This window comes from Amycolatopsis sp. N2S4-7 (genome assembly GCF_058119595.1).
In genome coordinates this window covers 3,722,837-3,738,196 of the sequence record NZ_CP172299.1, presented here as the reverse complement: position 1 = coordinate 3,738,196, position 15,360 = coordinate 3,722,837, and the positions used below count along the sequence as shown (strand labels likewise).

The 15,360-nt window shown below is 73.4% G+C and carries 15 protein-coding genes; 4 read left to right on the top strand and 11 right to left on the bottom strand.

The features are described from left to right. Positions 1 to 6: 6 nt before the first annotated feature. The gene (locus ACH54P_RS17365) at positions 7 to 603 is read right to left on the bottom strand and encodes a hypothetical protein (protein ID WP_489913956.1); all 597 of its coding nucleotides are present in this window, start codon (positions 601 to 603) and stop codon (positions 7 to 9) included. Between the two features lie 24 nt (positions 604 to 627). On the opposite strand from ACH54P_RS17365, the gene ACH54P_RS17360 reads away from it, so the two are divergent. Continuing rightward, positions 628 to 2,019: a class II 3-deoxy-7-phosphoheptulonate synthase gene (locus ACH54P_RS17360; protein WP_489913954.1), complete on the top strand. Its 1,392-nt coding sequence runs from the start codon at positions 628 to 630 to the stop codon at positions 2,017 to 2,019. A gap of 4 nt (positions 2,020 to 2,023) precedes the next feature. On the opposite strand, the gene ACH54P_RS17355 is transcribed toward ACH54P_RS17360, so the two are convergent. The 5 genes from ACH54P_RS17355 to pknB all read right to left on the bottom strand — a co-directional run bounded on the left by ACH54P_RS17355 (position 2,024) and on the right by pknB (position 8,156). Then, positions 2,024 to 3,340: a wax ester/triacylglycerol synthase family O-acyltransferase gene (locus tag ACH54P_RS17355; RefSeq protein WP_489913952.1), complete on the bottom strand. Its 1,317-nt coding sequence runs from the start codon at positions 3,338 to 3,340 to the stop codon at positions 2,024 to 2,026. Positions 3,341 to 3,525: 185 nt separating this feature from the next. Further along, entirely contained in the window at positions 3,526 to 4,227 is a 702-nt protein-coding gene (locus tag ACH54P_RS17350; protein WP_489913950.1) for a hypothetical protein, read from the bottom strand. Positions 4,228 to 4,363: 136 nt separating this feature from the next. Beyond that, positions 4,364 to 5,869: an SPFH domain-containing protein gene (locus ACH54P_RS17345; protein ID WP_489913948.1), complete on the bottom strand. Its 1,506-nt coding sequence runs from the start codon at positions 5,867 to 5,869 to the stop codon at positions 4,364 to 4,366. Between the two features lie 56 nt (positions 5,870 to 5,925). After that, entirely contained in the window at positions 5,926 to 6,114 is a 189-nt protein-coding gene (locus ACH54P_RS17340) for a hypothetical protein (RefSeq protein ID WP_489913946.1), read from the bottom strand. Positions 6,115 to 6,131: 17 nt separating this feature from the next. After that, positions 6,132 to 8,156 carry a Stk1 family PASTA domain-containing Ser/Thr kinase gene (gene pknB / locus ACH54P_RS17335; RefSeq protein WP_489913944.1) on the bottom strand — a complete coding sequence of 675 codons (2,025 nt, stop codon included), beginning with the start codon at positions 8,154 to 8,156 and terminating at the stop codon, positions 6,132 to 6,134. Between the two features lie 103 nt (positions 8,157 to 8,259). On the opposite strand from pknB, the gene ACH54P_RS17330 reads away from it, so the two are divergent. The 3 genes from ACH54P_RS17330 (at position 8,260) to ACH54P_RS17320 (ending at position 10,267) form a co-directional block, all read left to right on the top strand. Then, entirely contained in the window at positions 8,260 to 8,628 is a 369-nt protein-coding gene (locus ACH54P_RS17330; RefSeq protein ID WP_489913942.1) for an Rv2175c family DNA-binding protein, read from the top strand. A 115-nt stretch (positions 8,629 to 8,743) separates the two neighbouring features. Then, on the top strand, positions 8,744 to 9,496 hold the full coding sequence (locus ACH54P_RS17325; protein ID WP_489913940.1) for a hypothetical protein: 753 nt from the start codon (positions 8,744 to 8,746) through the stop codon (positions 9,494 to 9,496). 240 nt (positions 9,497 to 9,736) lie between these two features. Further along, positions 9,737 to 10,267, top strand: coding sequence for a CGNR zinc finger domain-containing protein (locus tag ACH54P_RS17320; RefSeq protein ID WP_489913938.1), 531 nt, complete (start codon positions 9,737 to 9,739; stop codon positions 10,265 to 10,267). 4 nt (positions 10,268 to 10,271) lie between these two features. On the opposite strand, the gene ACH54P_RS17315 is transcribed toward ACH54P_RS17320, so the two are convergent. The 5 genes from ACH54P_RS17315 to merB all read right to left on the bottom strand — a co-directional run bounded on the left by ACH54P_RS17315 (position 10,272) and on the right by merB (position 15,296). Then, positions 10,272 to 11,051, bottom strand: a complete 780-nt coding sequence (locus ACH54P_RS17315; RefSeq protein WP_489913936.1) for an LLM class F420-dependent oxidoreductase — start codon at positions 11,049 to 11,051, stop codon at positions 10,272 to 10,274. Continuing rightward, entirely contained in the window at positions 11,048 to 11,974 is a 927-nt protein-coding gene (locus ACH54P_RS17310) for a phytoene/squalene synthase family protein (RefSeq protein WP_489913934.1), read from the bottom strand. Before ACH54P_RS17310 ends, ACH54P_RS17315 begins: the two co-directional genes overlap by 4 nt. Continuing rightward, positions 11,971 to 13,452 (bottom strand): phytoene desaturase family protein, encoded by a 1,482-nt coding sequence (gene crtI, locus ACH54P_RS17305; protein ID WP_489913932.1) that lies wholly within the window; start codon positions 13,450 to 13,452, stop codon positions 11,971 to 11,973. Before crtI ends, ACH54P_RS17310 begins: the two co-directional genes overlap by 4 nt. 1 nt (position 13,453) lies before the next feature. Further along, on the bottom strand, positions 13,454 to 14,545 hold the full coding sequence (locus ACH54P_RS17300; protein WP_489913930.1) for a polyprenyl synthetase family protein: 1,092 nt from the start codon (positions 14,543 to 14,545) through the stop codon (positions 13,454 to 13,456). 61 nt (positions 14,546 to 14,606) lie between these two features. Beyond that, positions 14,607 to 15,296 (bottom strand): organomercurial lyase, encoded by a 690-nt coding sequence (gene merB, locus ACH54P_RS17295; RefSeq protein ID WP_489913928.1) that lies wholly within the window; start codon positions 15,294 to 15,296, stop codon positions 14,607 to 14,609. Positions 15,297 to 15,360 lie beyond the last annotated feature (64 nt).

Here is a 15,360-nt window from a genome sequence, read left to right as displayed (position 1 = left end):
CCGGGTTCAGCGCAGGGCGGCCAGCAGGGCCCAGTAGCCGCCACCGCCGACGACGACACCCATCAGCAGTCCCGCCAGGACCTCCGGCGTGGTGTGGTCGCGCAGCCGGACGCGCGACCACGCCACCCAGGCGACCAGCAGGGCGAGCAACAGCGCCCACGGGCCGTACGTCAGGGTCAGCACCACCACGGCGGCCGCCGCGACCGCGGCGTGCAGTGAGATCTTGAACTTCGCGCCGAAGGTGATCGCGACCGCGACCACGAGGCTCGCCAGCATCGACGCGGCCAGCGCGACCAGCTGCGCGGGCGCGCCCCCGGCCAGCAGCACGACGAAGCCGAGGCCGAGCGACACCCCGGCGAACAGCAGGGGGACCCGGCGCCCGGCCCGGTTCGTCACGTGGTGGCCGTCCCACTCGCCCCGCCTCGCCCCGCGGACGATGAGGGCCATCGGGATCAGCGAACCGGTCACGGAGATCAGCAGTCCCCAGGTCAGCGTGGGAAGGACCCGGTGGCCGGTGGCCGCCCAGGCGACCGCGAGGGGCAGCGTGAGCACCCACACCCAGGGGGCCAGGACCTCGGTAGCAAACCGGGCGAAGCGACGCACGGCGCGAACCTTATCCTTGTCGGTGTGAACTGGACTGTGGACGTCCCCGTCGACACACTGCCCGAACTGCCGCCGCTCCCGCCCGAGCTGCGGGCGCAGCTCGACAAGGCCCTGGGCCGCCCCGCGGCGCAGCAGCCGGAGTGGCCCGACCCCGAGGCGACCCGGCGCGTCCGCGCCGTGCTGGAGAGTGTGCCGCCCATCACCGTCCCGGCCGAGATCGACCGGCTGAAGAGCCGGCTGGCGATGGTCGCCCGCGGCGAGGCCTTCCTCCTGCAGGGCGGCGACTGCGCGGAGACGTTCGAGTCCAACACCGAGCCGCACATCCGGGCCAACCTGCGCACGCTGCTGCAGATGGCCGTCGTGCTCACCTACGGCGCGAGCCTGCCGGTGGTCAAGGTCGGCCGCATCGCCGGCCAGTACGCGAAGCCGCGGTCCGCCGCGACGGACGCGCTGGGCCTGCCGGTGTACCGCGGCGACATCATCAACTCGCTGGTCGCCAAGCCCGAGCTGCGCGTGCCGGACCCCGGCCGGATGATCCGCGCCTACGCGAACGCGGGCGCCGCGATGAACCTGGTCCGCGCCCTCACCGGCGCCGGCATGGCCGACCTGCACCAGGTGCACGACTGGAACAAGGACTTCGTGTCGGCGTCGCCGGCGGCGCAGCGCTTCGAGGCGCTGGCCAACGAGATCGACCGCGGCCTGCGGTTCATGTCGGCCTGCGGCGTCACCGACACGTCGCTGCAGTCCACCGAGATCTTCGCCAGCCACGAGGCGCTGCTGCTCGACTACGAGCGTTCGATGCTGCGCCTGGACAACGCCGACGCGACGAACCCGAAGCTGTACAACCTCTCGTCGCACTTCCTCTGGATCGGCGAGCGGACCCGCCAGCTGGACGGCGCGCACATCGCGTTCGCCGAGCTGCTGGCCAACCCGATCGGGTTGAAGATCGGCCCGACGACCACGCCCCAGCAGGCGCTGGAGTACGTCGAGCGGCTCGACCCGCGCTTCGAGCCGGGCCGGCTGACGCTCATCTCGCGGATGGGCAACGGCAACGTCCGCGAGGTGCTGCCGTCGATCGTGGAGAAGGTCGAGGCGTCCGGGCACAAGGTCATCTGGCAGTGCGACCCGATGCACGGCAACACGCACGAGTCGTCCACCGGCTACAAGACCCGCCACTTCGACCGCATCGTCGACGAGGTCCAGGGCTTCTTCGAGGTGCACAACCAGCTCGGCTCCTACCCGGGCGGCATCCACGTCGAGCTGACCGGCGAGGACGTCACGGAGTGCCTGGGCGGTGCCCAGGAGATCTCGGACATCGACCTGTCCGGCCGCTACGAGACGGCCTGCGACCCCCGGCTGAACACGCAGCAGTCCCTGGAGCTGGCCTTCCTGGTGGCGGAGATGCTCCGCGGCTGAGCCGTCAGGAGGCGTCGAGCAGGCGGGACGCCGACTTCAGGACGGCGTCCCGCAGGGAGCCGACGTCCGGGACCGCGGCGCCGTTGGCCTGGAGTCCGATGTGGACGGAGTCGCGGTAGGTGGCCACCGCGATGCCGACCGCGTGGCGCGGGGCCAGCGGCACGAACGGGTAGATCGCCGCCAGCCCGGCGCCGTCGATCGACAGGCGGGCCGGGGGCAGCGGGACCGTGGTGATCACCAGGTCGAACAGCATCGGCGCGGCGAGCCCCGCGGTCCGCGTGCCCAGCCGGTGCAGCAGGGGCGGGACGCGGCCGGCGAGCAGCGGCAGCGCGCCGGCCCCGCGGCTCGGGCCCGCCGCCTTGTTGCGGGTCATCGCCCGGCGGACCACCCGCAGCCGCTCGACCGGGTCGTCCTCGCCGATCGGCAGGTCGCACAGGTAGCCCGAGAGCTTGTTGCCACCGACCTGGCCGTCCGCCCGGCCGCGCACGCTCACCGGGATCAGCGCGCGCAGCGTGCGGCCGTCGGCGCGCCGGCCGCGGTTCACCAGCCATTCGCGCAACGCACCGGACAGCACCGCCAGCACGACGTCGTTGGTCGTGCCGCCGTGGGCGCGGCGCACCTGGCGCAGCTCGGCCAGCGGCAGCCGCACGAACCCGAGGCGCCGTTCGGCGGACGGCGGCGCCGACACCGGCGACAGCGGCGGCCGCGCGGCCCGCACCACCGACGAGGCGATCCCGGCGGTCTCGTTCGCCTGGCCCCACACCGTGCCCAGCGCGTTCTTCACTGTGTCCAAAGTGGACCGCGGGGCGGGGATCGGCCGGGACGGCGGGGAGATCCGCTGCGGCAGCTTGACGCCGTCGAGCAGCCCGGCCGCGACCGCGTACGCCCCGGCGCCGTCGGTGAGCGCGTGGTGCAGCTTCAGCAGCAGCGCGAACTTCCCGTCCGGCAGCCCGGTCACCACCGTGAGGTGCCACAGCGGCCGGGAGGTGTCGAGGGGCTCGGCGATCCACCGCGACGCGTACGCGGACAGGGGGTCCGGCTCGTACAGCGAACTCAGCGCCGCGTGGTGGATGTGGTCCGCCGCAACGAAATCCGGGTCTTCGGCCCAGCTGGCCGCCCCCGGCGGGAACAGTTCGGCGCGGGCCCGCTGCCGCAGCTTCGGCAGCCGCGCGGCCCGTTCGGCGAGGATCGCGGTCAGCGCCGCGGGGTCCACCGGGTGACGGGGGGTGAACGTGAGCACCGCACCCATGTGCATCGGGGAGGTTTCGCTTTCCAGGCAAAGAAAAGCGACGTCGAGTGCGCTGAGCGGCGAGCCTGCCATGAGCGACCTTTCCCAACCGGGTTCGCGGGTGTGCACGGCCACGTGCGTCGGGGGAGGGTTCCCACTGCACCAGCCTGACATGACGAGCGGGTGGTCGAAGTGTTTCAAGGACGCTAACTGCCCGCCCCATTCATCCATTCGAGATACCCCGGCCCACGGTGCCCCGGGTCACAGCCCGGAAAAGTTCACTCGGCCGGGGCGGGTCCGGGTTCCTCCGCCCGCACCACCGCGGGCCCCCATTCGGGGGTGAGCGCCACCTGCTTGCCGACGCGGCGGACCGGCAGGCCGTTCACCTGCCGCTTGCCCAGCCCCGGCCAGATCTCGGCGGCGTCCTTCGCCGCGGCCCGGATCGCGCCGCCGTCGAGGGTCGTCCGGGTCTCCGGGATGTCGCGGTCGCGCCACTGCACGACCAGCTTCAGCGGGCCGGCCGGGGGCAACGGCCAGAGGAACACCTCGTGCTCGATGGCGAAGCGCGTGCCACCGGTGGCCTGCGCGCGCAGCACCGGGCCGTCCGGTTCGGACGCCGACGGCACCGAAATCGTCTCCGAGCTGGCCCGGCTGCCGTCGGCGTAGAGCACGCCGACCAGCAGCCCGTTGTAGTCGGGCACCCGCCGGTGGCCGATCAGCCCCTCGGCGGGGTCGTCGGCCAGGCTGTCGCGCGAGTACACCGTGACGCGCAGTGTCAGCGCCTCCGGCCACACCTCGATGGCCCGCAGCGCGATGATCGTGCGGTCGGACCGGCCCAGCGGCTGCGCCCACGGCAGCACGGCCGGGACGATGTACTCGCGCGGGGCGTCGGTCCAGTGCCGGCCGTTGAACGCGTAGAGCTCCTGCTCCGGGACGGGGAACAGGGGACGCTCGCGAGGACCGCCGTCGAAGAAGCTCATCGGACGGCCCGCGACACGCTGTCCGGCACCATGCGCCCACGGTAGGACAACAGCACCGGAATTTCCGCCCCCGAACGGGCGTACGGCCCCGGCGACCCGTGATCCGGGTCACCGAGGCCGCACGGAACGTGACCGGTCAGTCGCCGAGCTTGAGCTCCCCGTTCTGCCGGGCGGCCTCGTCGACCTCCTTCGGCGACGGCTTGGCCATCGCGTCCATCAGCTGCCGGGCCAGGCCGAGACCGGTTCCGCCGAGCGACAGCGCCTTGGCGAACATGTCCGACATGCCGTCGGCGCCGTTGAGCACGACCATGTGATCGACGTTGCCGAACGCGCTCGCACCCGCCTCGACGATCTCCGGCCAGCGCTCGGCCAGCTGCTGGGCGACGACGGCTTCCTGGTTCTCCGCCAGCGCCGCCGCACGTGCCTTGATGGCGTCCGCCTCGGCCAGGCCCTTCGCCCGGGCCGACTCCGCTTCGGCGAGCCCCTTCGCCTTCGCGGCTTCCGCCTCCGCCAGGCCGCGTGCCTTGGCCGCGGCGGCCTCGGCCTCACCGGTCGCCCGGGTCGCGCCCGCCGTCGCCTCGGCACGCGCCTTCGTGGCCTGCGCCTCCGCCTCGGCGGCCGTCTTGACGCGCGTCGCGTCCGCCGCGGCCCGCAGCTCGGTTTCCTTCGCCTCGGCCTGGGCCTTGGCGATCGAAGCGTCACGGGCGGCGTCGGCCGCCGTACGGGTGTCGTAGGCCTTCGCGTCGGCCGGCTTGCGGACCTGCGACTGCAGCCGCTGCTCGGCCAGCGCCGCCTCCAGCTCGGCCGCGCGGGTCTCCTGGACCACGACCTCCTGGCGCGCGGTCGCCTCGGCCAGCGGGCCCGACTGCGACGCCTTCGCCCGCGCCTGGTCGACCTCGGCCTGGTAGCCGGCTTGCTGGATCTGGCTCTCGCGGACCGCGGCGGCCTTCTTCGCGGCGGAGACCTGCTCGACCTCGGCGGCCTCCTGGTCGCGCTGCGCCTCGGCGATCCGCGCCGACGCGGCGACGGCGGCGGCGTGCGGCTTGCCGAGGTTGAGGATGTAGCCCGACTCGTCGTCGATCTCCTGGATCTGCAGCGAGTCCACGATCAGCCCGAGCTTGATCATCTCGTTGGCCGAGGACTGCCGGACCTCGCCGGTGAGCGCGTCCCGGTTGTGGATCATGTCCTCGATGGTCAGCCCGCCCACGATCGAGCGCAGGTGGCCGGAGAACAGCTCGTGGATCGTGTCGTTCATGCCCTTCTGCTGGTCCAGGAACCGGCGGGCGGCGTTGGCGATCGACGCGTAGTCGTCGCCGACCTTGTAGATGACGACGGCCCGCACGGTGACCGGCAGGCCCTGCTTGGTGACGCAGGAGACCTGCAGGTTGACGCCGCGGGTGTCCAGCGACAGGCGCCGGGCGGTCTGGAACCCGGGGATGACGTTCACCCCGCGGCCGGTGATGATCTTGAAGCCCAGGCTGTCGGCGGTCTCCGCGCGGTCGACCCGCACGCCGAGCCCGGAGATGATCAGCGCTTCGTTCGGCTCGGCCACCTTGTACAGCAGCCGCAGGACACCGAAGACCACGATCAGCACGACGATGAGACCGCCGGCGGAAAGCAGCAGGATTTCCACGAGGCTCATGGCACCGACCCCCTCGCTCTGTTCGGTTGTGGGTTGTTGGTGCCTCTTCGACGCCGTCAGCGGCCCAGCGGTTGCCACCGCTCGACGTAAACCGTCCGCGGGGGTTCGAAGTCGACCACGAGCACCTGGGTGCCGGAGCTGAAGGTTTCGTCCGGGTCGGCCGGGTAGGCGTAGAACGCCTCCGTGCCGCCCCGGACGTTCAGGAGCACTTCACCGATGAGGCCGGGGCCGATCGTGCCGGTCACGCGGCCTCGGCTGCCGATCAATTCCCGAAGCCCTTCAGCTTGACCTTCGAGTCCTTCTGCACCTTGGTGCCCGGCTGGGGGTCCTGCTGGAAGACGAAGTCGAACCCGCCGCCGCGGCCCCGGCCGCCGTCGCGGTCGGCCTTCAGCCCGGCCTGCTCGAGGATCCGCTGGGCGTCTTCGAACGACTTGAACCGCACGTCCGGCACCTCGACGGCGTTGGAGACGAACACGCCGATCCGCTTGGCCTTCGCGACCGAGTTGGCCGGCGGGTCGGTCCGGGTGACCGACCCGGCCGCGACGTTGGGGTTGAACTCCTCGCCCGCCTGGAACGGCTCGAACCCGGCCTGCTGCAGCAGCTGGAACGCCTCGTCCTTGCTCCGGCCGGCGACGTCCGGGACCGGGGGCAGCGGGATCGGGCCCTTCGACACGATGATCGTGACCTGGCCGCCGATGTTGAGCTGGCTGCCCGCCCCCGGCGTGGTGCGGATGACCGCACCCTGCGGGACTTCGGCGTCGAAGTCGTCGGCCCCGCGGACCGGGGTCAGCTGCGCCGTCCTGATCGCCTGCTCGGCGTCCGGCAGCGCGGTGCCCGGCCGGATGTCCGGCACCGACGGGCGGCCCTTCGACAGCACCACCGACACCGTCGAGTTCGGCTGCAGCCGCGTGCCCTCCGGGGGCTCGGCCCGCAGCACGGTGTTCGACGGCACCGAGTTGTCGTACTCCTGGCTGAACTGCGGGGTCAGCTTCACCGACCGCAGCGCGTCCCCGGCCGCGGCCTGGTTCAGCCCGACCACCTTCGGCACCGTCGCGGTCTTGTCGCCGCCGTCGTCGTTCAGCATGAACAGGAACGCCGTGAGCAGCCCGCCGAACAGCAGCACCGCGGCGGCGATCACCGCGATCCGCTTCCGGTTGTCCGCCGGCTTCTCCGGCTCGGGCTCGGCGCGCCGCCGTGGCGGCCGCGGCGGGGGGACCGGCCCGGCCGCCGGCATCCCCGGCGGCGGGGTGCCCGGGTGGGCCAGCGCCCGCGTCGGGTTCGGGTTCGGCCGGTGCACCGGCATCGTCTTCTCGGTGTCCGGCACCTGCGGGATCCGCGGCAGCGTCCGCTCGGTGTCGGCGACGTCGCCCTGGCCGGACGCCACCGGGACCGGCACGGTCACCGGCAGCAGCCCCAGCTGCGCGCGCACCGCCGTCAGCTCGGTGAGGAACTCCCCGGCGTCGGCGGGGCGCAGCTCGGGGTCCCGCCGGGTCGCGCGGGTGATCAGGTCGTCCAGCGCCGGCGGCAGGTCCGGGCGCAGCTCGCTCGGCCGCGGCACGTCGTCGTTCACGTGCCGGTACGCCACCGAGATCGGGGTGTCGCCGGTGTAGGGCGCCCGCCCGGTCAGCATTTCGTACAGCAGGATCCCGGCCGAGTAGACGTCACCGCGCGACGACGCCGCGCCGGTCGTGACCTGCTCCGGCGAGAGGTAGGCGACGGTGCCCAGGATGACGCTCGAGCTCGTCGTGCCCGCGCTCGCCACGGCCCGCACCAGGCCGAAGTCGGCGACCTTCACGACCCCGCCGGTGTGCGGCCCGGAGCGGCCGATCAGCACGTTCTCCGGCTTCACGTCCCGGTGCACCAGGCCCGCGCGGTGCGCGGCGGCCAGCGCCGACAGCACCGGCTCGGCCACGCTCAGCGCCAGCGCGACGTCCAGCGGGCCCTTCTCGTCCAGCAGGTCGCGCAGGGTCCCGCCGTCCACGAGCTCCATGACCAGGAACGCCAGCCCCGAATCCGCGCCGGGCGGCAGGTCGAACCCCTGGTCGTGCACCGCCACGACGTGCGGGTGGTGCAGCTGCGCCGCGGACTGTGCCTCCCGCACGAACCGGTCCACGAACGACCGGTCGTCCGCGAACCGCGGATCCATGATCTTGATCGCGACCGGACGGTCCAGCCGGGTGTCCGTCCCCCGATAGACGGAAGACATTCCGCCGTGGGCGAGCAGCCGGTCCACCCGGTAGCGCCGCTCGAGGAGCGTGCCGACCAGGCTGGGGTGGGTGCGTGTCACGAGTAAGGATCGTACGGAACCGCACACGCCTCGTGGAGGAGACCTCACGGGTCACCCGTGCGCACTAGCGGGTGAGGGGACGGAATGTGGCACAGTGTCACCTGTGAGTGGGATTCCTGTCGCCGAAGACATCCTCGACGCCGCCATCGCGGTCCTCCCGTTGCCGGAGGTGGCGACCGTTCTCGGGACCTCGACCAACAAGGTCCGGCAGATGCTGCGCGACGGGCAGCTGATCGCGCTGAAGCGCGGCGGTGAACTGTGCGTGCCCGGCGACTTCTTCGTCAAGGACGGCGTCGTCAAGGGGCTGACCGGGACGATCACCGTGCTCGCCGACTCCGGGTTCAGCCGCACGGAGATGCTGCGGTGGCTGTTCACCACGGACGACACCCTCCCGGGCAACACCCCGATCAACGCGCTGCGCACCAGCCACGGGACGGAAGTGAAGCGGCGCGCCCAGGCCATGGCCTTCTGACCGGCGGAGATACGGCGTCGCGGCGCCGGCCTGGACGACGGCGGCGAGCAGCAGGCACGCCGGGAGCGACCACGCGGCCAGCGGACCGGCCAGCGCCGCGCCCGCCGCGAGCCCGGTGATCTTCACGCTGGCCGCCGTCGTGAACACCTGCGCGCGGACGCGCTCGGGCGCCTCGCGGTGGCGGATCGCGAACAACGCCGTGAGCTGCGGACCTTCCGCGAAACCGGCCAGCACCGCGGCCACGATGACGCCGTGCCCGCTCGCGGCCAGGAGGCAGCTCGCCGCCAGGAGGAGCGTGCTCAGCCAGACGGTCCGGTCGGGTGCCCACGGCAGCGGTTTCCTCGCGAGGACGGCGTTGGCCAGCAGCGACGCCACCGCCAGGACGGTCAGCAGCAGCGCGCCGTCCGCCGGGCCGCGCAGGTGCGCCGCGCCGAGCAGGGGACAACACACGGTGACCATGCCGATCCCCGTGCAGGAGATCGTCGAAGCGACGGTCGCCCGCCGCAGCGGCGCGTTGCGGACCAGGACGCGGAAGCCGTCCTTGAGCCGGGACTGCCGGGGTGTCCGCTCCGGCAGGAACCACGCCACCGGGATCGCCGCGGCGACCATGCCGACGGCGACCACGAGCCCGGCGGAACCGCCGAGGAGCCCGGCGAGACCGGGACCGGCGAGGGCGGCGACGGTGAACGTCATCGCGTCGAAGCGGCTGGCCTTCGGCAGCGCGGGGCCGGCGACCGCGGGCAGCTGCGCGGTCCAGCCGCCGGCGACGGCCGGGTTGAGCAGGCCGGTCACGACCGCGACCGCGACGACGGCTTCGAGCGGCAGGTGCCCGAAGACGGCACTGACCAGCGCGATCCCGCCCGCGTAGCCGCCGAGGGCGACGGCGAGCAGCCGTCCGGGAGCCGGGCTGCGGTCCAGCAGGGCGCCGAACACCGGCCCGCCCGCGGCGGCGGCCGCGGTCAGCCCGGCGAGCAGCGCCGCGCCCGCGTGCGGGCCCGCGGTCATGCCGAGCAGCAGCAGTGCGGGCCCGGACAGCTCGTCGCCGGTCCGGGCGAGCGTGGCCCCGGCCAGGTAACGTCTTATCACTGGCAAGACGTTACAGTGGGGTATGGCTTTTCCGCACCGGGATTCCGTGCAGCGCGCAGTCGAGTTGTTGGTCGTGCTGCTGGTGCCGTCCCCCGACCCGGCTTCGGTGGCGCAGGTGCTGCGCGACCACGGCGAACCGGACGTCTCGCTGTCCCCGGAGGACGTCTCGGAGCTGCGCTCAGCGGCGCTGGAGCTGCGTGAAGTCTTCGCGGCGCCCGACGTCGCTTCGGCGGCTTCGGTGCTCAACGCGTTGTTCGCCGCGTACGCGGGGCCGCCGCGCCTGACGGACCACGAAGAGGGCTACGGCTGGCACCTGCACGTGGATGCGGCGGACGACGGGCCGTGGGGCGCGTGGCTGGTGACGTCGTCGGCGCTGGGGCTGGCGTCGCTGCTGGCCGAACGCCAGGACGTGCCGGGCGGGCTGTGCGCGTCCCCGTCGTGCGGGAAGCCGTTCGCCCACACGGGGGGAGGCAGCCCCCGGAAGTACTGTTCGTCCCGGTGCGCGACGCGGGAGCGGGTCGCCGCGCACCGGGGGCGAGGGGCGCGAGGGTGAAGCGTCAGCCCTGGGTCTTGTCCCGCCAGGCGATCCACGACTCGAGCGCACTGAGGTCGTAGTCCGGGCCGCCGACGCCGACGGTGAACGTCGTGACGCCCAGGTCCAGCAGCTTCGGGCCCAGCTCGTCCGGCGAGCCCTGGACGCCGCACGAGCGCTCGATCTCGCCCGGGTCGCGGCCGACGTCCGCGCAGTGCTGGTCGAGGATCTTCACCTTGCGCTCGACGACCTCCGGGTCGCCGAAGCCGTGCCAGATGTCGCCGTGCTTGGCCACCAGCTTGAGGGTCTTCTTCTCGCCGCCGCCGCCGATGAGGACCGGGATCTTGCGGGTCGGCGCCGGGTTCAGCTTGCCGAGCCTGCTTTCGATCCGGGGGAGGGACTCCGCGAGGTTGTCGAGGCGGCCGCCCGCGGTGCCGAACTCGTAGCCGTACTCGTCGTAGTCCTTCTCGAACCAGCCCGAGCCGATGCCGAGGATGAGCCGCCCGCCGGAGATGTGGTCCACCGTGCGGGCCATGTCGGCCAGCAGCTCGGGGTTGCGGTAGCTGTTGCAGGTGACGAGCGCGCCGATCTCCACCCGGGACGTCGACTCCGCCCACGCGCCGAGCATCGTCCAGCACTCGAAGTGCATGCCGTCCGGGTCGCCGTAGAGCGGGTAGAAGTGGTCCCAGTTGAAGACGATGTCGGCGCCGAGGTCCTCGGCGGCCGACGCGGTGCGCCGGATGGTGTCGTAGTCGGCGTGCTGCGGCTGGAGCTGCAGGCCGATCCGGATGCGTCGTTCGGTCATGATCGCAGCCTACGACCGCCGCGGAACGTCTCGCGCGCCCAGACCGCGGCCAAGGGTGGTAGTGCGACTACCAGCCTCCGCCGCTTCGGCACCACCGCCCGCCGGGTCAGGACGTCGTAGTCCAGCGCGACGATCTCGTCGAGGATCCCCTCGTACAGCGTCAGCGCCGTCCGCACGCACGGCCGCGATTCGGGACGCAGCAACGGGACCCCGGCCTCGGCCCGCCGGTACACCGCCCGCGTCCGCGCGACGAAGTACGCCAGCGCCGCGCGGATCCGCGGATCGGGTCGCCGCGCCTCCAGCAGCGAGCGCGAGACGCCGAAGGCCGCCAGCTCCGAGGTCGGCAGGTAGAGCCGGCCGCGGTCGAGGTCCTCGCCGACGTCGCGCAGGAAGTTCGTCAGCTGGAACGCCTCGCCGAGCGCGATCGCGCCCGGCGAGGCGTCGGCCAAGGCGCCCACCGTGCCGAACACCGGCAGCATCTGCAGCCCGATCACCGCGGCCGAGCCGTACATGTACTCGCCGAGCTCGGCGAACGTCGCGTACTCGACCGGCGAAAGGTCCATCCGCATCGACTTCAGGAACGCGTCGAACAACTCACGCGAGAGGTCGTAGCGCCGCACGGTGTCGGCCAGCGCCGCGAGCACCGGATCGGCCGGCGAGCCGCCGTCGAACACGACGTCGACGAGCGCGGCGACCCGGTCCAGGGCGACCCCGGGGTCGGTGCCCGGCTCGGGGTTGTCGACCAGTTCGTCGGCCATCCGCGCGAACCCGTACAGCGTGTGCGCGGCCGGGCGGGCCCGGGCGGGCAGCAATCGCGTGGCGAGGAAGAACGTGCGCCCGTAGTGCGCGTTGATGCGGCGGCACTCGGTGTACGCGGCCCGCAGCTCCGGCGAGAGGATGCCCGCCGCGTCGAGTTCGTTCACCGGCCGGTGATCCTTTCCGCCGCCAGCCGTCCGGAGATGAGCACCGGCGGGATGCCGACACCGGGGGTGGTGCCGCAGCCGGCCAGCACGACGTTGCCCGCCGCGCGGACCAGGTTCGCCGGCCGGAACGGGCCGGTCTGCGCGAACGTGTGCGCCAGCGAGAACGGCGTCCCGGCCGCGAGCCCGCGCGCCGCCCAGTCCGCCGGGGTGATCGTCTCGTCGACGCCGAACTCGTCGCCGAACCCGGTCAGCCCGCGCGCCTCGAGCGTGCGAAGCAGCTCTTCGCGGTACGGCCCGCGGACACGTTCCCAGTCGATCGGCCCGCGACGCAGGTTCGGCGCGGGCGCGAGCACGGAGACGATCTCGCCGCCGCGCCCGGCCAGCCCGGGGTCGGTCGCCGTCGGCCGCGTGACCAGCAACGACGGGTCGCTCATCAGCTTTCCCTCGCGGATGATCTCGGCGAACGTCCGCTCCCAGGCGTCGCCGAAGAAGATCGTGTGGTGCCCGAGGTCCCACGCCTTCCCCGTCCGGCCGTGCAGGACGACGGCGGACGGCGAGTAGCGCAGCGGCACCGGCCGCCGGGGCCGCGCCCCGAGGAGCCGGTACGCCGTGCTCAGCTCGGTCGCCAGCACGACGGCGTCGCACGCGATGCGCTCGCCCGAGCGCGTCCGGACCGCCCGCACGCGTGACGAGACCCGCTCGAGCCAGGCGGCTTCGGTGCCGAAGCGCACGTCGGCGCCCGCCCGCGCGGCGGCGCCGGTCATCGCCCGGCCGATCTCGCCCATCCCGCCTTCGGGGTAGTAGACGCCGCCGACGGTGTCCATGTAGGCGATGACGCCGTACGCGCCGATCGCCCGGGCCGGGTCGAGGCCCGCGTAGAGCGCCTGGAACGAGAAGAGCCGCCGGACGCGCTCGTCGAGCAGGTAGCGGCCGATGCGCGGGCCGAGCCGGCCGAACCCGCCCAGCGCGGCGAGCTTCGCCAGCTCGGGCCGCGCCAGGTCGAGCGGCGAGTCGAAGTTCGCGGCGAGGAAGTGGTCCTTCTGCACGGCGTAGAGCTCGGTCAGCCAGCGCCGCAGCGCCCGGTAGCCCACCGCTTCGCGAGCGCCGGCGAAGGCCCGGATCTCGGCCTCCATCGCGTCGCCGTCGGTGCGCAGCGCCAGCTCCGAGCCGTCGGCGAACCGGGCCCGGTACGCCGGGTCGAGCCGGGTCAGCCGCAGGTTCTTGGCCAGCGGCTCGCCGACCGCGGCGAACGCCTCTTCCAGCAGCTCGGGCATGGTGAGCACGCTCGCGCCGGTGTCCACGGCGTTGCCGTCGAAGGTCTGCTGCCCGGCGCGGCCGCCCGGGACGTCCGCCTGGTCCAGGAGCGTGACCCGCCGTCCCGCGCCGAGCAGGTGCAGGGTCGCCGAAAGCCCGGCCAGCCCGGCCCCGATGACGACGACGTGGTCGGCCGGTCCGATGGACCTGCTGTTCCGCCGCACGTCAGTACGTCCGCTGGGTGGCCTTGACGACCAGCCCGGTCAGCGCGGCGGGCGCCGGCTCGGCCAGGTGCGCGCGCTCGAGCGCGGCCATCGCCGCCGTCGTCAGCTCGTCGATCCGCCGCTCGACGGCGTCGACCGCGCCGACCTGCTGCAGCGCCATCCGGACGGTCTCCACGCCCTCGTCCGAGAGGTCCGCGTCGCCGATCGCATCCGCGATGACGGTGGCCGCGGCCTGCTCGCCCTTCTCGGCGGCCAGCTGCAGGCCGAGCGCGACGAGCAGCGTGCGCTTGCCCTCGCGCAGGTCGTCCCCGGCGGGCTTGCCGGTGACCGACGGGTCGCCGAACACGCCCAGCAGGTCGTCGCGCAGCTGGAAGGCGACGCCGACCTCGCCGCCGAACTCCAGCAGCGTGGCGATCAGCTCGGGGGAGGCGCCGCCGAGCGCGGCGCCCAGGTGCAGCGGCCGCTGCACGGTGTAGGCGGCGGTCTTGAGCCGGTCGATCTTCAGCGCGGCCTCGGGGGAGGCGTCGCCGGTGGCCTGCGTGCGGACGTCGAGGTACTGCCCGGCGAGCACCTCGGTGCGCATCGCGCGCCAGGCCGGGCGGGCCGCGGCGAGCGTGGCGGCCGGCAGCGGCGCGTCGGCGAACATGTCGTCGGCCCAGGCCAGCGCCAGGTCGCCGACGAGCACCGCGGTGGCCAGGCCGAACGTCGCGGGGGAGCCCAGCCAGCCCTGGTCGGCGTGCAGCTTCGCGCCCGCGATGTGCACCGTCGGGAAGCCGCGGCGGGAGTCGGAGGAGTCGATCAGGTCGTCGTGGATCAGCGCGCACGCCTGGATCAGCTCGAGGCTGGACACCGCCTGCAGCACGCCCTCGGCGTCCGGGCCCGCCGGGTCGCCGCCCGCGCCGCGCCAGCCCCACCAGGCGAACGTCGGGCGCAGGCGCTTGCCACCGGTCAGCACGAACCCGCTCAGCGCGTCGATCCCGGCGGCCACGGTCGGCTCGGTCTCGACGATTTCCGCGCTCGCCCGGCCGAGGAACCCGGCCAGCGAACGCTCGACGTTGGCGGGCAGATCGGCGTCGGAAACGGGCGCGTTCATGCCCGTAATACTCGCGGAACCCGCGGGCGCGGGGGCCGCCGGGGCACCCCGATGTGGCGAATCAGACTCTGGCCGGGGCGGCCCAGAACGGGCCGGTCAGGCCCGCCTCGGCGAAGTAGGCGGCCGCGCTGTCCGGCTCGCGCCGCCGGTAGCCGCGCTCGAGCCTGCCCTCGTACCACCCGCGCGCGAGCCGCCAGAGCGTGACGAGGTCCATCACGTACCCCTTGTCCCGGCCGGTTTCCGCCAGCCAGGCGTCCACACAGGACTCGCAGCAGAAGAGCCGCTGGTTCCCGCACGTGTCCAGCACGTCGTCCCACATCCGCGCGGCGGGCACGAGGAAGTGGGCCACCTGCGTGCCGACGGGCGGCTCGGTCCGGTTCACCACCAGCGCGTGCGGCTGCCCGCAGCCCGGGCAGCGGGTCGCGACGAGCACCTCCGGCTCGTCCTCGACCAGGTGCGGGATGGCGAAGGAGTCCCACGCGCAGCCGCCCCACCACAGCGTGTGCGAGCCCATCACGGAGAAGCCGAGCGACTTCGCGGCGAACGGGTGCGCCAGGACGACGTGTTCGCACTCGTCGAGCACCAGGTGGTGGGCGGCGGCGAGGCGGTGCAGCGCCTGCTTCGCGACGGCCAGCGACCCGCCCGCGGCGTCGGCCAGCTCCGGCGCGGTCGGCGCGCGGCCGCGGTCGGCGAAGGCGTGGTAGACGGCGAGGCGCACGTCCTCGTCCCAGCTCGCGTCGTCGTACCTCATCGCTCACTCCCCGTGGTGCGGGTCCAGTCTAATCCGCCGGACCCGCTCGAAGGTGACTCGAATG